The 20775-nt window shown below is 69.6% G+C and carries 19 protein-coding genes, 1 tRNA gene, 2 pseudogenes and 3 riboswitches; of the genes and pseudogenes, 13 read left to right on the top strand and 9 right to left on the bottom strand.

From position 1 onward, the window contains the following. Positions 1 to 15: 15 nt before the first annotated feature. The 5 genes and pseudogenes from ID132_RS06455 (at position 16) to ID132_RS06435 (ending at position 3404) form a co-directional block, all read left to right on the top strand. Positions 16 to 431, top strand: a pseudogene (locus ID132_RS06455) (arsenate reductase ArsC). A gap of 20 nt (positions 432 to 451) precedes the next feature. Beyond that, positions 452 to 1849, top strand: a complete 1398-nt coding sequence (locus tag ID132_RS06450) for an FAD-dependent oxidoreductase (RefSeq protein WP_038566163.1) — start codon at positions 452 to 454, stop codon at positions 1847 to 1849. A gap of 14 nt (positions 1850 to 1863) precedes the next feature. Continuing rightward, on the top strand, positions 1864 to 2259 hold the full coding sequence (locus ID132_RS06445) for an arsenate-mycothiol transferase ArsC (RefSeq protein WP_125107085.1): 396 nt from the start codon (positions 1864 to 1866) through the stop codon (positions 2257 to 2259). Between the two features lie 186 nt (positions 2260 to 2445). Further along, on the top strand, positions 2446 to 2805 hold the full coding sequence (gene cmtR / locus ID132_RS06440; protein WP_125107084.1) for a Cd(II)/Pb(II)-sensing metalloregulatory transcriptional regulator CmtR: 360 nt from the start codon (positions 2446 to 2448) through the stop codon (positions 2803 to 2805). After that, positions 2802 to 3404 carry a cadmium resistance transporter gene (locus tag ID132_RS06435; RefSeq protein WP_016997609.1) on the top strand — a complete coding sequence of 201 codons (603 nt, stop codon included), beginning with the start codon at positions 2802 to 2804 and terminating at the stop codon, positions 3402 to 3404. The genes cmtR and ID132_RS06435 overlap by 4 nt, the downstream gene beginning before the upstream one ends. Before the next feature lie 1161 nt (positions 3405 to 4565). On the opposite strand, the gene ID132_RS06430 is transcribed toward ID132_RS06435, so the two are convergent. After that, the gene (locus ID132_RS06430) at positions 4566 to 5192 is read right to left on the bottom strand and encodes a DNA-directed RNA polymerase subunit beta (RefSeq protein WP_193128151.1); all 627 of its coding nucleotides are present in this window, start codon (positions 5190 to 5192) and stop codon (positions 4566 to 4568) included. 960 nt (positions 5193 to 6152) lie between these two features. Here ID132_RS06430 and ID132_RS06420 point away from each other — a divergent pair. After that, positions 6153 to 6225, top strand: a tRNA-Lys gene (locus ID132_RS06420). Positions 6226 to 6535: 310 nt separating this feature from the next. Here the strand turns inward: ID132_RS06420 and ID132_RS06415 are convergent. From ID132_RS06415 to ID132_RS06400, 4 genes are all read right to left on the bottom strand, one after another. Continuing rightward, positions 6536 to 6985 (bottom strand): hypothetical protein, encoded by a 450-nt coding sequence (locus ID132_RS06415; protein ID WP_193128149.1) that lies wholly within the window; start codon positions 6983 to 6985, stop codon positions 6536 to 6538. 112 nt (positions 6986 to 7097) lie between these two features. Then, positions 7098 to 8120, bottom strand: coding sequence for a zinc-dependent alcohol dehydrogenase family protein (locus ID132_RS06410; RefSeq protein WP_193128148.1), 1023 nt, complete (start codon positions 8118 to 8120; stop codon positions 7098 to 7100). A gap of 280 nt (positions 8121 to 8400) precedes the next feature. Next, the gene (locus tag ID132_RS06405) at positions 8401 to 8715 is read right to left on the bottom strand and encodes a transcriptional regulator (protein WP_193128147.1); all 315 of its coding nucleotides are present in this window, start codon (positions 8713 to 8715) and stop codon (positions 8401 to 8403) included. Next, positions 8705 to 9082 (bottom strand): hypothetical protein, encoded by a 378-nt coding sequence (locus ID132_RS06400; protein WP_193128146.1) that lies wholly within the window; start codon positions 9080 to 9082, stop codon positions 8705 to 8707. The genes ID132_RS06405 and ID132_RS06400 overlap by 11 nt, the downstream gene beginning before the upstream one ends. A gap of 225 nt (positions 9083 to 9307) precedes the next feature. Here ID132_RS06400 and ID132_RS06395 point away from each other — a divergent pair, with 225 nt between their 5' ends. After that, positions 9308 to 10174, top strand: coding sequence for an NUDIX hydrolase (locus ID132_RS06395; RefSeq protein WP_328743700.1), 867 nt, complete (start codon positions 9308 to 9310; stop codon positions 10172 to 10174). Between the two features lie 58 nt (positions 10175 to 10232). Continuing rightward, on the top strand, positions 10233 to 11432 hold the full coding sequence (locus tag ID132_RS06390) for a galactokinase (RefSeq protein ID WP_125107077.1): 1200 nt from the start codon (positions 10233 to 10235) through the stop codon (positions 11430 to 11432). 84 nt (positions 11433 to 11516) lie between these two features. Here the strand turns inward: ID132_RS06390 and ID132_RS06385 are convergent, their stop codons facing one another. Next, positions 11517 to 12395, bottom strand: a complete 879-nt coding sequence (locus tag ID132_RS06385) for a bifunctional methylenetetrahydrofolate dehydrogenase/methenyltetrahydrofolate cyclohydrolase (protein ID WP_193128145.1) — start codon at positions 12393 to 12395, stop codon at positions 11517 to 11519. Next, a complete protein-coding gene (glyA, locus tag ID132_RS06380) occupies positions 12392 to 13666 on the bottom strand; it encodes a serine hydroxymethyltransferase (RefSeq protein ID WP_125107075.1) in 1275 nt (424 codons plus the stop codon). The genes ID132_RS06385 and glyA overlap by 4 nt, the downstream gene beginning before the upstream one ends. A gap of 44 nt (positions 13667 to 13710) precedes the next feature. After that, positions 13711 to 13792: riboswitch (ZMP/ZTP riboswitch) on the bottom strand. Between the two features lie 88 nt (positions 13793 to 13880). Next, positions 13881 to 13975, top strand: a riboswitch (TPP riboswitch). Between the two features lie 73 nt (positions 13976 to 14048). Between glyA and thiM the strand changes: the two genes are divergently transcribed. From thiM to ID132_RS06365, 3 genes and pseudogenes are all read left to right on the top strand, one after another. Beyond that, complete coding sequence (gene thiM / locus ID132_RS06375) at positions 14049 to 14933, top strand: hydroxyethylthiazole kinase (RefSeq protein ID WP_193128144.1); 885 nt, start codon at positions 14049 to 14051, stop codon at positions 14931 to 14933. After that, positions 14930 to 15670 carry a thiamine phosphate synthase gene (gene thiE, locus ID132_RS06370; RefSeq protein WP_125107073.1) on the top strand — a complete coding sequence of 247 codons (741 nt, stop codon included), beginning with the start codon at positions 14930 to 14932 and terminating at the stop codon, positions 15668 to 15670. The genes thiM and thiE overlap by 4 nt, the downstream gene beginning before the upstream one ends. Then, positions 15667 to 16457: pseudogene (locus tag ID132_RS06365) on the top strand (3-oxoacyl-ACP reductase). The gene thiE and the pseudogene ID132_RS06365 overlap by 4 nt, the downstream one beginning before the upstream one ends. 3 nt (positions 16458 to 16460) lie before the next feature. Here ID132_RS06365 and thiD read toward each other — a convergent pair. Both thiD and ID132_RS06355 read right to left on the bottom strand, forming a co-directional pair. Then, a complete protein-coding gene (gene thiD, locus ID132_RS06360; RefSeq protein WP_193128143.1) occupies positions 16461 to 17291 on the bottom strand; it encodes a bifunctional hydroxymethylpyrimidine kinase/phosphomethylpyrimidine kinase in 831 nt (276 codons plus the stop codon). Positions 17292 to 17361: 70 nt separating this feature from the next. After that, positions 17362 to 17455, bottom strand: a riboswitch (TPP riboswitch). Positions 17456 to 17502: 47 nt separating this feature from the next. Next, a complete protein-coding gene (locus ID132_RS06355) occupies positions 17503 to 18777 on the bottom strand; it encodes an MFS transporter (protein WP_193128142.1) in 1275 nt (424 codons plus the stop codon). Between the two features lie 22 nt (positions 18778 to 18799). Here ID132_RS06355 and ID132_RS06350 point away from each other — a divergent pair, with 22 nt between their 5' ends. Together ID132_RS06350 and ID132_RS06345 are read left to right on the top strand one after the other, a co-directional pair. Continuing rightward, complete coding sequence (locus ID132_RS06350; protein ID WP_125107069.1) at positions 18800 to 19681, top strand: formyltetrahydrofolate deformylase; 882 nt, start codon at positions 18800 to 18802, stop codon at positions 19679 to 19681. 120 nt (positions 19682 to 19801) lie between these two features. After that, complete coding sequence (locus ID132_RS06345; RefSeq protein WP_125107068.1) at positions 19802 to 20731, top strand: DNA-3-methyladenine glycosylase family protein; 930 nt, start codon at positions 19802 to 19804, stop codon at positions 20729 to 20731. The last annotated feature ends 44 nt before the right edge of the window (positions 20732 to 20775 follow it).

Below are 20775 nucleotides of genomic sequence, written 5' to 3'. Positions count from 1 at the left end.
GAAAGACACACACCCATGAGTGACAAGCCCACGATCNGTTCGTCTGCGTCCACAACGCGGGACGCTCCCAGATGGCCGCCGGCTACGCGCAGGCACTCGGCGGCGACCGCGTCGAGGTCCTCTCCGCCGGCAGTGCGCCGAAGGACCAGATCAACCCGATCGCGATCCAGGCGATGGCCGAAGACGGCATCGACATCGCCGGCAACCAGCCGAAGATCCTCACCACCGACGCCGTCCGCGACTCCGACGCCGTCATCACCATGGGGTGCGGCGACGCGTGCCCGATCTTCCCGGGCAAGCGGTACGAGGACTGGGAACTCACCGATCCCGCCGGCCGCGGCATCGAGGACGTCCGCCCCATCCGCGACGACGTCAAGCACCGCGTCCAGACGCTCCTCGCCGAGCTGCTGCCCACCGAAGCAACCGCGTAACGACCAGGAAGCCGCAGACCATGACGCTTACCCTCACCGTCCCACCCCGGACCGACGCGGACCGCCTCACCGGGCTGCCCGTCGCGGTCATCGGTGCCGGCCCCGTCGGGCTCGCTGCCGCCGCGCACCTCCTCGAGCGCGGCCTCGACGTCGTCGTCTACGAAGCTGGCCCGACGGTTGGGACGAGCGTCCGCGCGTGGGGACACACGCGCCTGTTCTCCCCGTGGCAGTACGTCATCGACCCTGCCGCGCAGCGTCTCCTGGAAGCCACCGGCTGGGAAGCGCCTCGAGCGGCGTCGTTGCCCACTGGCCAGGACCTCGTCGACACGTACCTGGCGCCCCTGGCTGCGACCCCGCAGCTCGCACCGGTGATCCGCTACGGCACCCGGGTGGAGGCGGTGTCACGGCAGGGCATGGACCGCACCCGCTCCACCGGCCGCGCCGACACCCCCTTCCTGCTCCGCCTCCACACCGCCGACGGCGTCACGGACATCACCGCGCGTGCGGTCGTCGACACCTCCGGCACCTACACATCACCGAACCCCCTCACTGCCGCTGGGCTCGCACCCGCCGCGGACCTCGGCGACCGCGTCGTCCACGCACTGCCTGACGTCCTCGGCGCCGACCGGGCCCGGTTCTCGGGGAAGCGGGTCCTCGTCGTTGGTGCCGGCCACTCCGCGGCGAACACGCTCATCAAGCTCGCCAGCCTCGCCAAGACCGCGCCGGGTACCGAAGTGCTGTGGGCTGTCCGAAACGCCGGCACCGCCCGGCTCGGCGCCGACGCAGCCGACGGCCTCGCGGCCAGGGGTCAGCTCGGGTCCACCGTCCACGGCCTCGTCGAGTCCGGTCAGCTGCAGCAGATCGCCTCGTACGAGATCGACGACGTCCGCGCCGACGGCGACCAGGTCACCGTCACCGGCCGGCGCGCGGGAGAGCCGTTCGCGGTCACTGTCGACGTCATCGTGAACGCCACCGGATTCCGGCCCGACCTCGACATGCTCCGCGAGATCCGCCTCGGCCTCGACGACATCGTCGAAGCACCCCGAGCCCTCGCACCACTGATCGACCCGAACCTGCACTCCTGCGGCTCCGTTCCCCCGCACGGTGTCGCCGAGTTGGCGCACCCGGAGCCGAACTTCTTCATCGCCGGCATGAAGTCCTACGGCCGCGCGCCCACGTTCCTGCTCCTCACCGGCTACGAGCAGGTCCGCTCCATCGCCGCCGAACTCGCCGGCGACCACACCGCAGCCCGACAACTCGAACTCGTCCTCCCCGAAACGGGTGTCTGCTCCACCGACATCGGCGGCAGCTCCTGCTGCACCACCCCGCCCGCCACCGCCACTCCTGCCGCTGAGGACGCTGCCTGCTGCACTCCGCTTGATTCGGCTACCGGCAACACCTCGTGCTGCACCAACTGACCGGACTTGCATCCATGACCACGAAGCCCACTGTCCTGTTCATCTGCAAGCACAACGCCGGCCGCTCACAACTCGGCGCAGCACTCCTCGAACTCGCCGCACCCGACCGATACACGGCCACCTCCGCCGGCATCACCCCGGCCGACGAGGTGAACCCCTCGATCGCCGCGACCGTAGGCGAACTCGGCCTCGACATCACCGCACGCATGCCGCGGCGCGTGACGCCCGACCTGCTCGAACACGCGGACATCGTCGTCCTCATGAAGCCCGGACTCGAACTCCCCGCAGAACCTGGCGGCACGGTCCTGGAGTGGTCGTTCCCCGACCCCAACTCCTGGTCACCGGAAGACGTGCGACCAATGCGGGACGCCATCGCAGAACGCATCGAACGAGAGCTCCTGCAGCCGTAGCGACCGGGCTACCCGACACGAAGCGAAGCCAGAAGGACGACACAGAGCGAAGCTGTTCACNGCCAGGCGTGCCGTCGTTCCTCTCGATAAGTAGCGGTGGTGTCCGGTGAGGGTTCCCCTTACGGGCATGCGATCTGGGCTGACGCCTGTGACCGAGCGTTCAGTGCGCGCTGTATAGTTCAGTCCATGCTGACTATTGCTTCGCGTCTCGACGTGATGAACCGCCTGGGTCGTGCACTGGCCGACCCCACTCGATCCCGGATCATCTTGACCCTGCTCGACCATCCCGCTCACCCGGCGGAACTGGCCCGAGATCTGGACCTGACACGCCCGAACGTGTCCAACCACCTGGCATGCCTGCGCGATTGCGGGATCGTCGTCTCCGAGCCCGAGGGTCGTCGGACACGATATGAGATCGCCGATTCGCACCTGGCGCAGGCGCTGACGGCACTGGTCGATGCCACCCTGGCAGTGGACGAAGACGCCCCGTGCATCGATCCCGCCTGCTCGCTTCCCGGATGCGACGCAGCTGGGGAGGGCGCATGATCCTCACCTCGGTCTTGCAGGCGATGGGCCTGTTCGCAGCGACCAACATCGACGACATCATCGTGCTCTCCCTCTTCTTCGCGCGAGGGGCAGGCCAGCGCGGCACTACCGCCCGCATTCTGGCCGGCCAGTACCTCGGATTCGCCGGCATCCTCGGTGCCGCGGTCCTGGTGACTATCGGTGCCGGAGCATTCCTGCCCTCGGCAGCCATCCCGTACTTCGGTCTCATCCCTCTGGGCCTCGGCCTCTGGGCCGCATGGCAGGCCTGGCGCGGAGACGATGACGACGATGACGACGAGGCCAAGGTTGCCGGCAAGAAGGTCGGCGTGTGGACAGTCGCAGGCGTCACCCTTGCCAACGGCGGCGACAACATCGGCGTCTACACCCCTGTCTTCCTCAGCGTGGAACCTCTCGCAGTAGTCGCCTACTGCATCGTCTTCCTCGCGCTCGTCGCGGTCCTGGTGGCCCTGGCAAAGTTCGTCGCCACCCGCCCCCCGATCGCCGAAGTGCTCGAACGCTGGGAGCACATCCTCTTCCCCATCGTTCTCATCGGCCTCGGCATCGTGATCCTCGTCAGCGGCGGAGCCTTCGGACTCTGACGTAGCGGCAGCGATCCAAACGGCCCCGACCGGGCGCACCCCTCTCGGTTCAGACCGCGACACCTACCTGCAGCCAGTCCGGCGTGATCGCGGCAACAAGACCGCCACGGAGCGCTGCAAAAACCCCGCCACCAAGCGAACGAAGCCACACTGAAACATCGGCTTGCTGAGCCTGCGGCCGACGATTCCTGCGCCCCGCGGCTTGGACCGGCCGCGCGCCGCGGCAACATAAATTGGCTGCGGTGATGTCGTTGGCGCTGGCGCCGGCACGGGTTGTGTCGACGCCGAGGCAGCCTCGGTCGGTGGCGGTGGTTTCGGGCTGTCGGGATGCGGCAGTCCGTAGATTCGCGCGGCGCTCTCGCCGCAGAATGCAGCACCCGCGGGGATGCGCGCGGCGTAGGCGCGTAGGTCTGCGAGCGGGTGGTTCGTGGTCGCCTTGGCAACGCGGACGCCACGGCGGGGTGCCGCGAGACCGCGCCGGCGAAGCTGCGCCCGCGTCATGCCCGCGGCCTTTCCGGCGGCGACAGTAAACGGGGCGTGCAAAAGCTCGTGCGGAATGTCTGGGGAGGTCACGCGGGCAAGCTACCCCGCGCGACCCGTCTCATGGTGTGCCTGTCCACAGGTGCCTGTGACGGCCCACCTTGGTGTCGCCGAGATCCCACTTCTGCGCGCAAGAGTGGGACATTAGGGACACTTTGTGGCGACGCACCGAGGAGTGGGGCGCACCTCACTTTGGCGCCGCAACATAGTGTCCCCGAGATCCCACTTCTGCGCNAAGTGGGATTCCGGGGACACTTTGTGGCGGGGCGGAACGCCCCAGAGACGAAAAGTGCCGGACCGCAGAACGCCTCTCGGCGGAAGGCCGCTCGAAGCGGCAGAAATTGGAGCCCGGGGTTACTGCGGCCCGGCGTCGTCAATTCTACGACCCGAGACAGAGCACGCAAGGCGTGTTCGCCCCTCGCGAGCATGCGGGCGCGTCGCGTTGCGCTTGCGCCGGCACGATGCCGAACGAGCAGCATGGCCCAGGCGACCGACCGCCCTCAGCGCGCCTGCGCGCGGCCCTGCCCCGCGCATCCGTCGCCTGCCAATGTCCACCGCACTGACCAGACCCGCGAGTTGCCGCAACCACGCGTCCAACGACGCGTAGCCGCGCCCGCCCCGCTAGTCGAGGGCGCCGACGCGCCAGAGTTTCGCGCTCGACGCGAGGTCGCGCGCGAAATCGAGGTAGCGCGCGCCCCGGCGCAGCGCGGCGGATGCGCGGGGCGGGTTCGCGTGCTCGTCCGACTCGGCGACGGCGGCGGCGCCCTGCGACATGACGGCGCAGAAGGCGGCGGCGCGGTCGAGCGCATCCGCGAAGTCGCCCGTGAATGCGCCGCGCAGAATCGTCTCGATGAGCGACTGCAGTTCAGCGGGGCCGGTCGGCTCGACGGCGCCCGCAACGACGTGGTTGATCGACACGTCGATCTCGGCGCCGCGGCGATAGAGATAGCTCGCGTTCGCCGCATCCTGCGTCACGGCGGCGTGCACGAGGTAGAGCCGCCAGAGCGATCCGGGCAGGCTCTGCGCCGCGGCCGGCGCCCACAGCTGCACGAGGTCGTCGAGGCCGTTGTGGTTCGCGTAGCGCACGGTGCGTTCGACCACATCCGGGTCTTCGCTCTCGTGCACGCGGTTGAGCAGCGCGTGCGCCGTGTCGTGCGCTACACGGTTTACGGCCGCGGGATCGGGAGCTCCCTCGAACACGTCAAACGCCTCGATGGGCATCCGCACCGGTCGATGAAAGCGTTCCACAGCATCTCCCTCCGGCCCGACGATCGCCGGGCAACGCCCCCAATTCTCTCGCGTTCCGCGCCGTGATGCGAGGGGATGCGCGCTCGGCGAACCACGTTCGGCCCGGCGCAGGCGCCCCGCAAGTATTCTTGTGGTCATGNCCCCCCCCGCATCCGCCTCGACGGAACCCGCCGCGTCGACCCACGACAAGGCAACGTTGAACGACTCGACGAGTCAGCGCGTGCAGCCGGGAACCCCGGAGAAGCGCTGGTCGGCGTGGATTTGCGCCGCACTCATCGTGATCTCGATGTTCCTGCCGTGGTGGCTCACCACCTACCCGATCCGCAACGACGCCGACACCCTCAACGGCTGGCAGCTACTCGGCTTAGGCCTTGGCTTCGGTGACTGGGCGAGCCAGACCGGACTCTCCGCCTTCGGCAACGTGCTCTGGGGCGTCGTGCCGACCGCATCCAGCCTGATTCTCGCGCTGCTGCTGGTCGTGCGCGCGACGCGTCCCCGCGCCCTGCCCGCCACGAACATCGCGCTCTGGGCGATCTTCTCGCTGCTGTGCCAGCTCTGGCTCGTCGTGCTCGGCTGGGTGCGCCTCGAGACGACCTTCGGCGAGTTCCCGACCCTGTGGGGCATGCTCCCGGCGACCATGGCCGCCGTCTTCACCGCCGTCACCCTCTACAACTGGTGGCGCCGCGGCGAACGAGGCCTGTGGCCGTCGCGCAAGCGTCGCCTCGGCCCACCGCTCGAGGCCGACGACGGCATGGACGAGCTGCTCGACCTCAGCGACGAGCCGGATGCGTGGGTCGCGTCGGAGGCGTCCGAACTGACGGATGCGCAGGCCGAGCAGGGTGGCGCGGCAGCGCCCGGCGAAGCCAGCCCAGCCGAAGCCGCGGATGCTTCGGACGCCGCGGCGAACAACGACCTCACCGATGGCGGTTCGACGCGCGCGTAGCCGCTAGACTTGCGGGCGGGCCTATAGCTCAGTTGGCAGAGCAGTGGACTTTTAATCCATGGGTCGCGGGTTCGAGCCCCGCTGGGCCCACCGCCATCGCTTCACGGGAATGCCCAACATCAGTCGGTGTTGGGCATTCCCGCTCTCCGTGAACGGTCCCTGGACGCGCGAGCTCGCCAGCCCACAGTCACGACCTCGTCGTTTCATGGGCGGCGATTCGTGCCCACCGGATCTCCCAGCTCCCCACATTCAGAAAAGTGGACGTACGTCTGGCCGGGATCCGGAGAGCTCCGCGCCCGCGTCGACGGCGTAGAACTCGCCGAAGCGCCCCTCGGGCGTCAGCAGCGACGCTGGAGGCCAGGCGACGAGCCGCTGATCCGCATCCGGTTGGCCGGTCGAGCTACCGCAACCGGTCGAGCATGAACCCAACGAGCTCGTTGAACCCCTCACCCGAGCGAATCGTCGAGCGCTCAATGTGGCGGGACGAGCGGTTGCCCGAGAAGTGCAGCGTCACCGAACTGGCGACGCCGCCGCGGGCGCCGACGTGGCTGTTCAGTCCGATCGATTCGACCGCACCCCAACGCACGATCTCAATGGGCGATGGCGCGTCGATGGTGAGGTCGCGGTCGGCAAAGACGAGAAAGTCGTTCGTCGCGAAGGTCGCCGAGAACACGACCGAGTCGAACCGCTTGGTGCCCGACTCCGTCAGCGTCGCGGTCGCGCGAAAGCTCCGCGAACCGATCGCCAGCAGGACGCCGGCGAGCGTGTCCTGATACCGGTGCGATTCGTCGGTGCGCGACGACACCGGCAAGCTGATCCCGAGCCATTCGTGCAGCTCCGCGATATCCAATTTTCTGCCTCCATCACCTCGAAACGGACCTGCCGCCACGACAAACGAGGCGGCAGGTCACGCACTGCTGAGGGTTAGAGGAACGTCAGTGCAGGAAAGTTCCCGCGATGACCTACAACGTCAGCATGACTTTGGTCGCGCGGCGCTCGTCCATCGCACGGTAGGCCTCGGCCGCCTCCTCGAGCGGCAGCGTGAGGTCGAACACCACACCGGGGTCGATCTCATCGCGCATGATGCGGTCGATGAGGTCGGGCAGGAATCGGCGCACCGGCGCGGGGCCGCCAAGCAGCCCGACCGATGCGAAGAAGAGCTCCTGGCCCTCAAGCTGCACATCGTGCGACACCCCGACGAATCCGACGCGGCCACCGGCGCGCGTCGCGTGAATCGCCTGCTGCATCGACTCTTGCGTGCCCACGGCTTCGATCGTCGCGTGCGCGCCGTAGCCGCCGGTGAGCTCCTTCACCTTCGCGACGCCGGCCTCGCCGCGCTCCTCGACGATGTCGGTCGCGCCGAACTGACGCGCGAGCGCCTGCCGGTCGGCGTGGCGCGACATCGCGATGATGCGCTCGGCGCCCAGCTGCTTCGCCGCGAGCACGCCGAGCAGGCCGACCGCGCCATCGCCGACGACGGCGACGGTCTTGCCCGGACCCGCCTCGGCCGCGACGGCCGCGTACCAACCTGTCCCAAGCACATCCGACGCCGCGAGCAGGCTGCGCAGCTGCGCCTCGGTCGGCTCGCCGGGCACCTTCACGAGCGTGCCGTCGGCGAGCGGGATGCGCGCGAACTCGGCCTGGGTGCCGATGCCGCCCATCATCACCTGGTGGATACAGCGCGACTGGAACCCCGCCTCGCAGATCTCGCAGGTGTTGTCGGATGCGACAAACGAGCCGACCACGAAGTCACCGACCGCGACCTCCCGCACCTCGTCACCGACCTGCTCGACCACGCCGATGTACTCGTGGCCCATCGGCGACGGCCCATTCACTGGCTGCGCGCCGCGGTACGGCCAAAGGTCAGAGCCACACACGCAGGTCGCGGTCACGCGAATGACGGCGTCGGTCGGCGCCTCGATCGTCGGCTTGGCGACTTCATCAACCCGAACGTCGCCGGGCGCGTACATCATCACTGCTCGCATTTTTGCTCCTTCGATAGAGAATCGCATCGCTGGTAGAAAACCGCGGCTCCGCCACAAGACCACGTCGGTGGTCGAGAACTATGGCTTCACTAGGAAACCGCATCGCTGTTGGAAGAGCGCAGAGAAGTGAGAAAACCGCGGCAGGGATCCTCACCCGGCGCCGAGCTCGTCGCGCTCCGGCGACACCGACGTGCGTAGCAAGCGCCACCCAGATCAGGGCGCGGCAGCCGCGTGGGATCGGGGGATCGACGGGGCCCAGCTCTGGGCTCGCCGCGCGCTGCTAGCTCGGCAGCTCGGCGCCGGCGACCAGCTCACGTAGCGCGGCGACGTGCTCGTCGAAGGTCTTTGCGCCGAGCTGCGTGATGCGCACCGAGGTGCGACGGCGGCGGTCGCGCTCGCTCGTCGCGAGCTTGCTCGTCGTGACGTACTGCAGCTCGGCGAGCGTCTTGATCGTCTTCGAGAGGTTGGCATCGGAGAGATCGAGCGCTTCCCGCACCGCCGTGAACTCCGCGCCCTCGAGCGGCCGCAGCAGGCTCAGGATGCGCAGCCGGTTCGGCGCGTGGATTTCGTCGTGGAACGCGGGACTAACGGACACTGTTGTACTCCGCAATCGACACGCGGTCGTAGATCGGTCCGCCGACGCAGAACACGACGATGGCGGCGAGCATCGGGGCGAAGACCCAGAGGCTGAGTCCCTCGCCCCCGAGCGCTCCTGCCACCACCATGCACATGATCAGCAGCGCCATCATGACGATCAGCACCGTCCAGCTACGGGGGCCGGACGGCTTCGTGCTGGACACACCGGTGCGCTTTCGATAGATGAAGATGAGCGAGACGCTGATCACGAGGCTCACGGCGAGCACGACAAGGTTCCAGCCGCCCGCGTGAATCAGTGCGGGCGCGGCCACGACGAGGGCGGCCGCAATCGAGAGCACGGGGTAATACCATCGCGGCGTCTCCATGCGCTCGCTGAAGGAAGCACGATCGGTGTCGATCTACTGCAGGGCATCGGCGGCCGAAAAATTCTCTTCGTTACGCGGGGCCATATTGCTTTCCATGTGGTTAAAAGAATCACATTCCACACGGTTAAGTCAATTGACTTTCCTGGGCGTTAAGTGAGTGCCGAGCGCATGACCCCGCGAGTCACCCGCCACGCCGAGCCCAGCGCATCCTCGTAGACTGCCCGGGTGAGTAATTCCGGCGACGGATGGGCGGAGGGCCCCGACGGCACCCGAATGTGGGGGCTGTTTGGCGCGGCCGGACTCGTCGCGCACGACCCCGACCGGGGCATCCTGCTGCAGCATCGCGCGCCGTGGAGTCACTACGGCGACACCTGGGGCATCCCCGGCGGCGCACGCAACGGCGACGAGACGCCAGTGCAGGCGGCGCTGCGCGAATCGTTCGAGGAGGCGGCCGTGCCGTCGGACGCGGTGCGCCCGCGCTTCACCTACGTGCGCGACCTCGGCTTCTGGCAGTACACGACCGTCATCGCGCGGGTGACGACGCCGTTCGAGGCGCACATGAACGACAACGAGTCGCACCAGCTCGCCTGGGTGGCCGTCAATGAGCTCGAGCGGCTCCGCCTGCATCCCGGCTTTGCCCGCGCCTGGCCGACGCTGCGGCCGCTGCTGGATGCCCGGGTCGAGATCATCGTCGACGTCGCGAACGTCATGGGCTCGCGGCCCGACGGCTGGTGGAAGGATCGCGCCGGTGGGGCCCGGCGCGTCGTTGCGGAGATCTCCCCCATTGCCGCCGACGGCTGCCCTGCGTCGCTGTTCGGGCTCGACGTTGCGACCGCCTGGCCGCGCGTCACGTTCGTTGTCGAGGGCGCGGCCCGACCCTTGGCCGAGGCCTGCGCATCCGAACCCGGGGTGCGCATCCGCGCCGCCGCCGGCTCGGGCGATGACGAGGTCGTGGCCGCAATTAAGCCGGGTGTGACGACGCTCGTGGTGACGAGCGACCGCGAGCTGCGGGCCCGAGCCGAGGCGCTCGGGGCGCGCACGATCGGCGCCGGCACCTTTGGATCTGCGATTGGGTTCAGCAAATCGTCGTAGAGTTGAGGGGCCGAAGCTTTGCTCGCGCATGCCCTGACCGCGTACCCCGGGAAGATTGATGATTCGAGACACGAGCCGACTCGTCGCCGAACAATTTGCCGCCGCGTACGGGGCACCGCCCGAGGGCGTCTGGTCGGCTCCTGGGCGCGTGAGCATCATGGGCGACCACACCGACATCGAGGACGGGCTCACCCTCGCGCACGCGACCGAGCGGCGCTCGGCGGTCGCGATGTCGCGGCGCGACGACACGGTCGTGCGGGTGCGCACCGACCTCGCCGGCGACGTGATCGAGACGACGCTCGAGCAGCTGGTGCCGCCGGCCGAACACAACTGGTTCGACTATCCGCTCGGTACGATCTGGGCGGGGCTCGAGCACATTCAGATGTTCAACTCCGAGCTCATCGACGGCGACGAGGATGCGGCGCTCGAGCCGACTGGACTCGACCTCTTTATTACGACCGACCTGCCGATCGGCGGCGGCCTCGCCTCGAGCGCGTCGATCTGCGGCGCGATCTCACTCGCGATCAACGCACTGTGGGGGTTTGAGCTCGACATGCAGAGGCTCGCGCGGCTCGGCTACCGCGTCGAGAACAACTATGTCGGCGCCTCAGCCGGCCCCGCCGACCACGTCGTCTGCCTGAGCGCCGAGGCGAACAAGGACGTCTTCTTCGACGCGCGCGGCAACGATGTGACGCTGCTCGATGCCCCGCCACTCGCCGAGCTCGGCCTCGCGCAACTGCTCGTGCACTCGGGCGAGAACCACCTCAACTGGGAGGGCATCGTCGCCGACCGCCACGATGCCTGCGATCGGGTCGCGCGGGCGCTCGGCTGCCAGTTTCTGCGCGAGGTGAGGTTCGAGGACTTTGAGGCCGCGACGAACCTCGACCCCGTCGACCGTAAGCGCGCAGCGTACGTGCTCACCGAGATCCAGCGCGTCCTCGACATCACGCGGGTGCTGCGCACCGACGGCGTCGCCCACACCGGGCCGATCCTCAACGCCTCGCAGCAGTCGCTGCGAGAAGACTTCGAGGCGTCGACGCAGCGCATCGACCTCATCACCGAGCTCGCGCTCGCGAACGGCGCGCTCGGCGCGCGGATGACCGGCTCGGGCTTCGGTGGCACGGTGTTCGTGCTGATCCCACTCGACCGCGTCGACGAGTTCCGCAACAACCTCGACGAGGCCTACGCCGAGTTCGGCTGGACCGGCCTCGAGGTCGTCACAACTTCCTCGGCCGACGGCCCCCGCCGCGACCTCTAACCGCGGCCGCCTTCCTCGCGGCACACCCGAACTCCGCCAACGCCGCTGCGCCGTCAGNAAAACCGACCACTCAACTGCTGCGGTTTAGGCGGCGCGTTCGGCGGTTTCCACCACGTTGGCGAGCAGGAGGGCCCGCGTCATCGGGCCGACGCCGCCGGGGTTCGGCGAGAGGTAGCCCGCGACCTCGGCGACCGCCGGGTCGACGTCGCCGTACACCTTCGACTTACCCGTCTCGGGGTCGGTGACGCGCGAGACGCCCACGTCGAGCACCGCGGCGCCCGGCTTGACCCACTCGGGCTTCACCAGGTGCGCGGCACCGGTCGCGGCAACGATCACGTCCGCGGTGCGAGCGATCTCGGCGATGTTCTGCGTGCCCGTGTGCGTCAGTGTCACGGTCGCGTTGAGGTCGCGCCGCGTCAGCAGCGCGCCAATCGGCCGGCCGACGGTCACGCCACGGCCCACGACGACGACATGCTTGCCGTCGAGCGAGTAGCCGTTGCGCTGCAGCAGCTCGACGCAGCCGCGCGGCGTGCACGGCAGCGGCGTCGTGATTTCATCACGCACATTGAGCACAAGCCGGCCGAGGTTCGTCGGGTGCAGCCCATCCGCATCCTTCGCCGGGTCGATGCGCTCAATCAGCGATTCCTGGTCGAGATGCTTCGGCAGCGGCAGCTGCAGGATGTAGCCGGTGCACGCCGGGTTCGCGTTGAGCTCGTCGAGGGCGGCCGCCACCTCCTCCTGCGTCGCCGTCTCGGGCAGCACGACCTGAATCGACTCGATGCCGACCTCGGCGCAGTCGCGGTGCTTTCCCGCGACGTAAAGCTTCGACCCCGGGTCTTCACCCACGANCACCGTGCCGAGCCCCGGCACGACGCCGCGCTCGCGCAGCGCGCTCACGCGCTGCGCGAGCTCGGTCTTGATCGCTGCCGCCGCGGCCTTGCCGTCGAGGCGAAGTGCCGTCATGCGTACACCAGGCCAGGGTAGAGCGGGAACTTGTCGGCGAGCGCCTTCGTGCGCGCGCGCAGCGACTCGATGTTCGGCTCGGGCTTGAGCGCCTCAGCGATGACGTCGGCCACCTCGCGGAACTCCTCGTCGCCGAAGCCACGGGTCGCGAGCGCCGGCGTGCCGATGCGCAGGCCCGACGTCACCATCGGCGGGCGCGGGTCGTCGGGCACCGAGTTGCGGTTCACGGTGATGCCGACCTCGTGCAAGAGGTCTTCGGCCTGCTGGCCGTCGATCGGCGCATCGCGCAGGTCGACGAGCACGAGGTGCACCTCGGTGCCGCCGGTGGTCAGCGCGACGCCGGCCTCCTTCACGTCGTCCTGCAGCAGGCGCTCGGCGAGAATCTCGGCGCCGCGGAGGGTGCGGGCCTGACGGTCCTTGAACTCCTCGGTCTGCGCGAGCTTGAACGCGACGGCCTTACCGGCAACCACGTGCATGAGCGGGCCGCCCTGCTGGCCCGGGAACACGGCCGAGTTGATCCTCTTCGAGAGGTCGGCGTCGTTCGTGAGAATGAAGCCCGAGCGGGGGCCGCCGATGGTCTTGTGCACGGTCGACGAGACGACGTGGGCGTGCGGCACCGGGTTCGGGTGCAGGCCCGCGGCCACGAGGCCCGCGAAGTGCGCCATGTCGACCCACAGGTACGCGCCGACCTCGTCGGCGATCGCGCGGAACTGCTCGAAGTCGAGCTGGCGCGGGTAGGCCGACCAGCCGGCGATGATCACCTTCGGCTTGTGCTCGAGGGCGAGCTCGCGCACCTGGTCCATGTTGATGCGGCCGGTCGAGAAGTCGACGCCATAGGCCACGACGTCGTAGAGTCGGCCCGAGAAGTTGATCTTCATGCCGTGCGTGAGGTGGCCGCCGTGGTCGAGCGAGAGGCCGAGGATGGTGTCGCCCGGCTTCGCGAGCGCGTGCAGCACCGCGGCGTTCGCGCTCGCACCCGAGTGGGGCTGCACGTTCGCGTAGGCGGCGCCGAAGAGTTCCTTCGCGCGGTCGCGCGCGAGGTCTTCGGCGACGTCGACGGCCTCGCAGCCGCCGTAATAGCGGCGGCCGGGGTAGCCCTCGGCGTACTTGTTCGTGAGCACACTGCCCACGGCCTCGAGCACCGAGCGGGGCACAAAGTTCTCGCTCGCGATCATCTCGAGCGTGTTGCGCTGGCGATCGAGCTCGTTCTTGAGCACCTGCTCGATCTCGGGGTCGACTTCGGAAAGTGGCAGGTTCTGGTATTCGGACACTGGGACTCCTTCGCTGATTCGCGGAATCGAATCGGTCGTTCGTGTCGGCGAGCCCAGGCGTGCGGCTCGTGCTCCGGATGCCGCTCCCCGATGGTGACCCATCCGACGCCAGTTGCGACCTCGCCAGTCTAATCGGATGCGCGAGGCTCGATGCTGCGTGCGTCGCAGAAAGTCATGNGCCGGATGCGCGGGCTCGGCCGTGCGTTAGGGTGGCGGCAGTGACACGGGGTGCCGAGCGATCGGCTGAGATCACACCCGTCGAACCTGATCCAGTTAGTACTGGCGAAGGGATCGTCCAATTCGCTGCTGTTCCGCCGTCGGCCTCGCCGCGCGCGGCCGGGTAGCGTCGCCGCGCCCCTTCGCCGATGAAGGGAATGTCGCAATGCCACCTCTCACCGCGTCGATCACCGACGCGCCCACACCCGACACCGTCGCCGAACTGCTCCGCCGGGTGCGCGCATCCGCCCCGCTCGTGCACAACATCACGAACACTGTCGTTACGGGCTTCACCGCGAACGCCCTGCTCGCGCTCGGCGCGGCGCCCGCCATGGTCGACATCGTCGGCGAGGCGGGCTTGTTCGCTCGCGCCGCGGGCGGCCTGCTCGTGAACCTCGGCACGCCGACGCCCGAGCAGCGTGGCGCAATCGCCGAGGCGGTCGCGGGTGCGCGAGAGGCCGGCACGCCATGGGTACTCGACCCGGTCGCGATCGGCGCGCTCCCCATCCGCACGCAGCTCGCCGCCGAGCTCGTCGCGCAGCGCCCCACCGCGGTACGCGGCAACCCCTCCGAGGTGCTCGCGCTCGCCGGCGCCGGCTCGGGCGGCCGCGGCGTCGAGTCGGCCGACTCAGCCGCGAGCGCGCGGGATGCGGCAGTCGCCCTCGCGCGCCGCTACGGCACCGTCGTCGCGGTGTCGGGCGAGGAGGATCTCGTCACCGACGGGAGCTCGGTCGTGTGGGTTTCGGGCGGGGATGCGCTGCTCACGAAGGTGACCGGCGGCGGCTGCGCGCTCGGCGCAATCGTCGCGGCGTTCCTCGCGGTGCGAGTCGAGTTGTCGGTGCTGGATGCGCTGGTCGCGGCGCACGTAAGCTACGGCGTCGCGGCCGAGCGGGCGGCCGCCCGGGCGGCCGGGCCGGGCTCGTTCGCCGTCGAACTGCTCGACGCGCTCGCCCACATCATGCCGGTCGAGGTGGCCGCAGGCACGCGCCTCCGGTTCGAACCGGCCGGCGACCTCGAGCCGGTCCGGGCCACGACGGGCGACGCGGCATGACCGCCGAGAGCGCGCAGCCAGCCCACGGCACAACGCCGACCGGCTGCACAACCGGGCAACCACCCGCACCCGTCACCGGCATCTACCTCGTCACCGACCGCCACCTCACGGGCGAGCGCGGCCTGCTCCCGACCGTCGACGCGGCCGTGTTGGGCGGCGTCACGACGGTGCAGTACCGCGAAAAGCGCCGCGGCGCTGAGGACCAACTGCGCGACATCGAACGGCTCGCCGAGGTGATCGACGGCCGCGCGACGCTGCTCATCAACGATCGCCTCGACGTGGCGATCGCGGCGCGCAAACTCGGCATTCGCCTCGACGGCGTGCACCTCGGCCAGGGCGACGCCGCGGTGCGCGAGGCCCGTGACGCGCTCGGCCCGGACGCGATCGTCGGCCTCACCGCGAACACGTCCGCCCACCTCGCGGCCGTTGCCGCGCTGCCGGTCGGCACGGTCGACTACCTCGGCATCGGCGTGATCCGCCCGACCTCGACGAAGCCCGACCATCCGCCCGCCCTCGGCGTCGCGGGCTTCGCCGCCCTCGCCGCGAGCACCCCACTGCCAGCGGTCGCGATCGGCGGCATCCGTCCCGACGACGTCGCCCCGCTCCGCGACGCCGGCGCGGCGGCCATCGCCCTCGTCTCGGCGATCTGCGCCGCACCCGACCCCACACTCACCGCCCGCGGCCTCGCCGCGGCCTGGCACACCGCATCCGCTTCCACCCGAAAGGCCCACGCATGACCACCACCATCGACCCCACCACCGCGCTCCCCCTGGCCGAGCAGCTCGTGCTCGTCACGGGCGGCGCGCGCGGACTCGGCCGCGCCCTCACCCAGGCGTTCGTGCGCGAAGGCGCCCGCGTCGTTGTCAACTACCGCACCAGCCGCGAAGCGGCCGAGCAGCTCGAGGCGACGAATCCCGGCCGCGTGGTGGCCGCTCGCGCCGACGTGCGCGACCCCGCCGAGGTCGAGCAACTCTTCGCCGCCGCCGATGCCGCATTCGGTGCGCCCGTGACCACCGTCGTCAACAACGCGCTCATCGACTTCTCGTTCAACGGCGACGCGCGCGCGAAGGCCGACGAGATCGACTACGCCGACTTCGACACGCAGTTCTCGGGCACAATCCGCGGCGCGCTCAACGTGATTCAGACGGCCGCCCCGCACTTCGCCCGCGCGGGTTCGGGCCGGGTCATCAACATCGGCACGAACCTGTTTCAGTACCCCGTCGTGCCGTACCACGACTACACCGCCGCGAAGGCCGCACTGCTCTCGCTCACGCGCACCTTCGCCGACGACCTCGGGCCTCGCGGCATCACCGTGAACATGATCAGCGGCGGCTTGCTGCGCACCACCGACGCGAGCGCCGCGACGCCGGATGCGGTGTTCGACGCCATCGCGCAGGGCACCCCACTGCGCTCGGTCACGACGCCCGAGCAGTTCGCCGACGCCGCCTGTTCTTCGCGTCGCCGTGGGCGCGCGCCGTGACCGGGCAGAACCTCGTCGTCGACGGCGGGCTCGTGAAGAACTAGCGGCTACGCGCCAACGACCGCGGGCACGGGCCAGAGCTCATGAAAGTGATGCACCGGCCCGTGCCCCGAACCCACCTCGAGTTCGTCGGCGTGCCGCAGCGCGCCCGTGAGGTACCGCTTCGCCAGCTCAACGCTCGTGGGCACGTCGTGCCGTGGTAGGAGCGCCGCGATCGCGGCCGAGAGGGTGCAGCCCGTGCCGTGGGTGTTGCGGGTGCGGATGCGCGGGGCCGCGTACTCGCGCACGCGCGGCTCGTCGGCGTGCCCGCTCGCGAGCAGGTCAACGCTCGCCTCCCCCGCGAGGTGCCCGCCCTTGAGCAACACCCACTCGCTGCCGCAACCGCGCAGGCGCTGGAGCAGCTCGCGCATCCCCTCGACGTCGCGGGGTTCGGCGCCGCCCGCGAGCACGGAGCCCTCGGGCAGATTTGGAGTGATGACGGTGGCCCGCGGCAGCAGCTCGTCACGGATCGCCGCCACCGTGTCCTGCGCGAGCAGGTGGTCGCCGCTCTTCGCGACCATCACCGGGTCGAGCACGACCGGCACCTCAGGCACCGTGTCGAGGCCGCGCGCGATCGCCGCGACGATGCCCGCGTTCGCGACCATGCCGATCTTGATCGCGTCCACGCGTACATCGTCGGTCACCGCGGCGAGCTGCGCCGCGACGAAGTCGGGCTCGAGGGCGACGATGTCGCGCACCCCGTGCGTGTTCTGCGCGACGACCGCGGTGATCACGCTCATGCCGTACGCGCCCTGCGCCGCGAAGGCCTTGAGGTCGGCTTGGATGCCCGCGCCGCCGCTCGGGTCGGTTCCGGCAATCGAGAGAACGTTGGCAATCATGGTCGACCTCGGCTTCCTGAGCCGCCACGAGGACGAATGCGACGCCAGCAAGCCGGCGCGTGCCGACGTACCAACGTCGCCGCGACATCCCTCCGCGAGTGCGAACTCGATCAGGTTCTCGGGTGTGATCTCAGCCCCTCGGTGGGGCACCCCGTGTCTTCGGCCAGGCTAGCGCACGCCGGCTCGCGCTCGCTGGCCGCGGCGCCGCGAATCAGCGGATGGGCGGGGTTGCGACCGCCGCGCGTCGCTGCCGAAAGTCCATCACCATCATGCCGATGAATGCGCAGCCGACCAGGGTGAGGAAGGCGGGCGCGACCGACCAGATGCCGTAGTCGTCGAGGAGGAGGCCGCCGATGAACGCGCCCGAGCCGATGCCGAGGTTGAAGCCCGAGGTGTAGAGCGCGCTTGAGAGGTCGCGGTGCTTGCGTGGCGCAACCGCGAGCAGGCGCGACTGGAGCAGGGTCGGGAGGAAGCCCATCCCGGCGCCCCAGAGCCCGAGCCCCACGACGACGAGCGGCAGCACCTGCGGCGCGAACGCGAGGCTCCCCGCGCCGAGCAGCATGCAGGCGTACGCGACCGCAAGGCCGAGCGTTGACCGGTTCGAGAAGAGCAGGCCGGTGATCATCGTCGCCAGCGCCGAGGTGATGCCGAAGGCGAAGAGTGCGGTCGCGAGCCACTCGGGCGGCAGCGAGACAATGCCGAGCAGGTACGGCGAGATGTAGGAGTAGAAGGAGTAGTTGCCCGACATCGTCAGCGCGCACAGCAATATGAGCAGGGCGACGAGATACATCGAGCGGGTTGGCCGTGGCACCCGAGGGCCGTCGAGGCCGGTCTTCTCGACGTCACCAATCGGCTGCGGGGCGGGCACGACCTCGATGGCAGAGGTCTCGGGTTGCTCCTCGACCCGTTTCGGCAGCACGAACCAGAGCAGCGCCGCGACGAGCACGCAGAGCGCGGCGATCGCGAAGAACGTCGTGCGCCAGCCGAGCACCTGCCCGAGCGCGGTGCCGAGCGGCACGCCGAGCACGAACGCGAGGCCACCGCCGCCGCCCGTGATCGACACCGCCTTCGTGAGCTGTTTCGAGGTGACGAGCGCGCCGGTGTACGACGTCACGGTCGCCCAAAAGACGCCGTGTGCGGCGCCCGTGAAGATGCGGGTGAGCACGACGATGGTGTAGCTCGGCGCGAACGCGGTGCCGATTGTGCCGATCGCGAAGGCCGTGAGCACGCCGACGAGCAGGATGCGCTTCGGCACCCGCTGCAGCAGGTAGACGAGCGGCGTCGACAGTGCGACAACGGTGAACGCGAAGATCGTCATGAGCAGGCCGATCTGCGACTCGCTCGCGCCGAGTCCCGCTGACATGAGCGGCATGAGCCCCGTGGGCAGCATCTCGACCGTCACCGAGAGGAATGTCGCGGCGGCGAGCGTGATGAGCGGGATCAGCGGAAACGGCCGTTCTGGCGCGCGTGACGAGGTTTCTGGCACGCTCTGAGGCTACGCTGGTGCGGTGACTGACACGCCCTCGAACGCCGCCGCATCGCCCGCTTCGCACCTTGTGCTGACCCTCGTCTGCGACGATCAGCCCGGAATCGTGCACGAGCTCACGGGAGCGATCACGCGCGGAGGCGGCAACATTGTCGAGCTGCAGCAGTTCTCGTCGCTCGATGCCGGCCGCTTCTTCCTGCGCTGCGAGGTCGAGACCTCGTCGAGCCGTGCCGACTTCGAGGCCGGCATCTACGAGGTGCGCGACGCCCTGCGGGCCGAGGTGCACATCGACGAGGCACACCGCCCGCTGCGCACGCTCGTGCTCGGCTCGAAGGCCGAGCACGCCGTGAACGACCTGCTGTTTCGTCAGCGTGCGGGCTACCTGCCGATCACCGTTCCTCGGGTCATGGCGAACCACGAAGTGCTCGGCAAGCTGGCCGGCTTCTACGATGTGCCGTTCGAGTTCCGCCCCGTGCGCAACGCGCAAGAGAAGGCCGACTTCGAGCGCCGTGTGCTCGAAGTCGTCGAGAGCGACGACATCGAGCTCGTCGTGCTCGCTCGCTACATGCAGATCGTCTCGCCCGAGCTCTGCGCCGCGCTCGAGGGTCGGCTCATCAACATCCACCACTCGTTCCTGCCCGGCTTCAAGGGCGCGAACCCATACCGTCAGGCCCACGCTCGAGGCGTGAAGCTCGTCGGCGCGACCGCCCACTTTGTGACCACCGACCTCGACGAGGGCCCGATCATCGAGCAGAACGTGCGCCGCGTCGACCACGCCGACACCGTCGCCGAGCTGCAGGCCATGGGCCAGGACGAAGAGTCGCGTACCCTCACGCAGGCCGTGAAGTGGTTCGCCGAGCACCGCATCCTGCTCGACGGGCACCGCACGATCGTCTTCCGCTAGCCGCGGGTCGTTCGGGCGGTGTCGGCGGCGCGCCCCACTTGCCAATCTCGGCACGACCATCGTTGTGCATCAACCGCGCGCCTGCCCGGCCGTGTCGGAGCCTCGGAGGAGCATGTTCACATGAGCAGTTTCCTTGAGCGCGAGTGGCAGCCGCCGCACCGTACCGATCTGGGGCTCACCCTGTCGGCGCTGCAGCACGGCGCCGGGGATCCAACGTTCCAGTGGCTTGCGGGCGGCACGGATGCGTTGCTCGCCCGCCGCTTCGGCGATACCAGCGCAACACTGCGGCTCACGCAGCTCGCGGGCGGCACGCTGCGCGCCCGCGCGTGGGGCGACGGCGCCGAGGCGGCACTCGAGGCCGCGCCCGAGATCTGCGGGGCGGCCGACGACGCCGCGGGCTTCGACCCGCTACTTCCTGAGGTCCGGGCCGAGTTTCGGCGCGCGAGCGGCATGCGTGTGCCCCGCACCGGCGCGGTGTTCGCCGAACTCGTTCCCGTGGTGCTCGAGCAAAAGGTGATCGTGCAGCAGGCGACGGCGTCATACCGGCGCCTTGTGCTGCGCTTCGGCGAGGCCGCACCCGGTCCGCTGCCGCCCGAGCTCGCGGCCCACATGCGCGTGGCGCCGTCCGCCGCCGCGTGGCGACGCGTGCCGAGCTGGGAGTGGCACCGCGCGGGCGTCGAACCGGCGCGCAGCCGCACCGTCGCGCGGCTCGCCGAGCGTGCGAGCGCCATCGACCGGCTCGCACAGCACCCCGCCGCCGTGGCCCGAGAGCGGCTCGAGTCGCTTCCGGGCGTGGGCCGCTGGACCAGCGCGGAGCTCGCGCAGCGCGCCCTCGGCGACGCCGATGCTGTGTCGGTCGGCGACTATCACCTGCGCAAGTACGTCGGCCACGCGCTCGAGGGCCGCGACTTCAGCGACGACGAGATGCTCGCCGCGCTCGAACCGTGGCGCGGCCAGCGCTTCCGCGCCGTGCGCCTGCTGCTCGCGGCTGGCCCGCGCCGCCCACGCCGCGGCCCCCGCCTCGAAAAGGTCGACTACCGGGCCTTCTAGCGCCGCTTCACTCGGCTGCCGTGTCCCAGCTGCCCCAGAGGNGA

Source organism: Gulosibacter sediminis (assembly GCF_014904065.1).
In the GTDB taxonomy this organism is placed as follows: Bacteria; Actinomycetota; Actinomycetes; order Actinomycetales; family Microbacteriaceae; genus Gulosibacter; species Gulosibacter sediminis.
The sequence above is the reverse complement of the archived record's forward strand: the minus strand, read 5'-3'. Positions and strand labels throughout refer to the sequence as shown.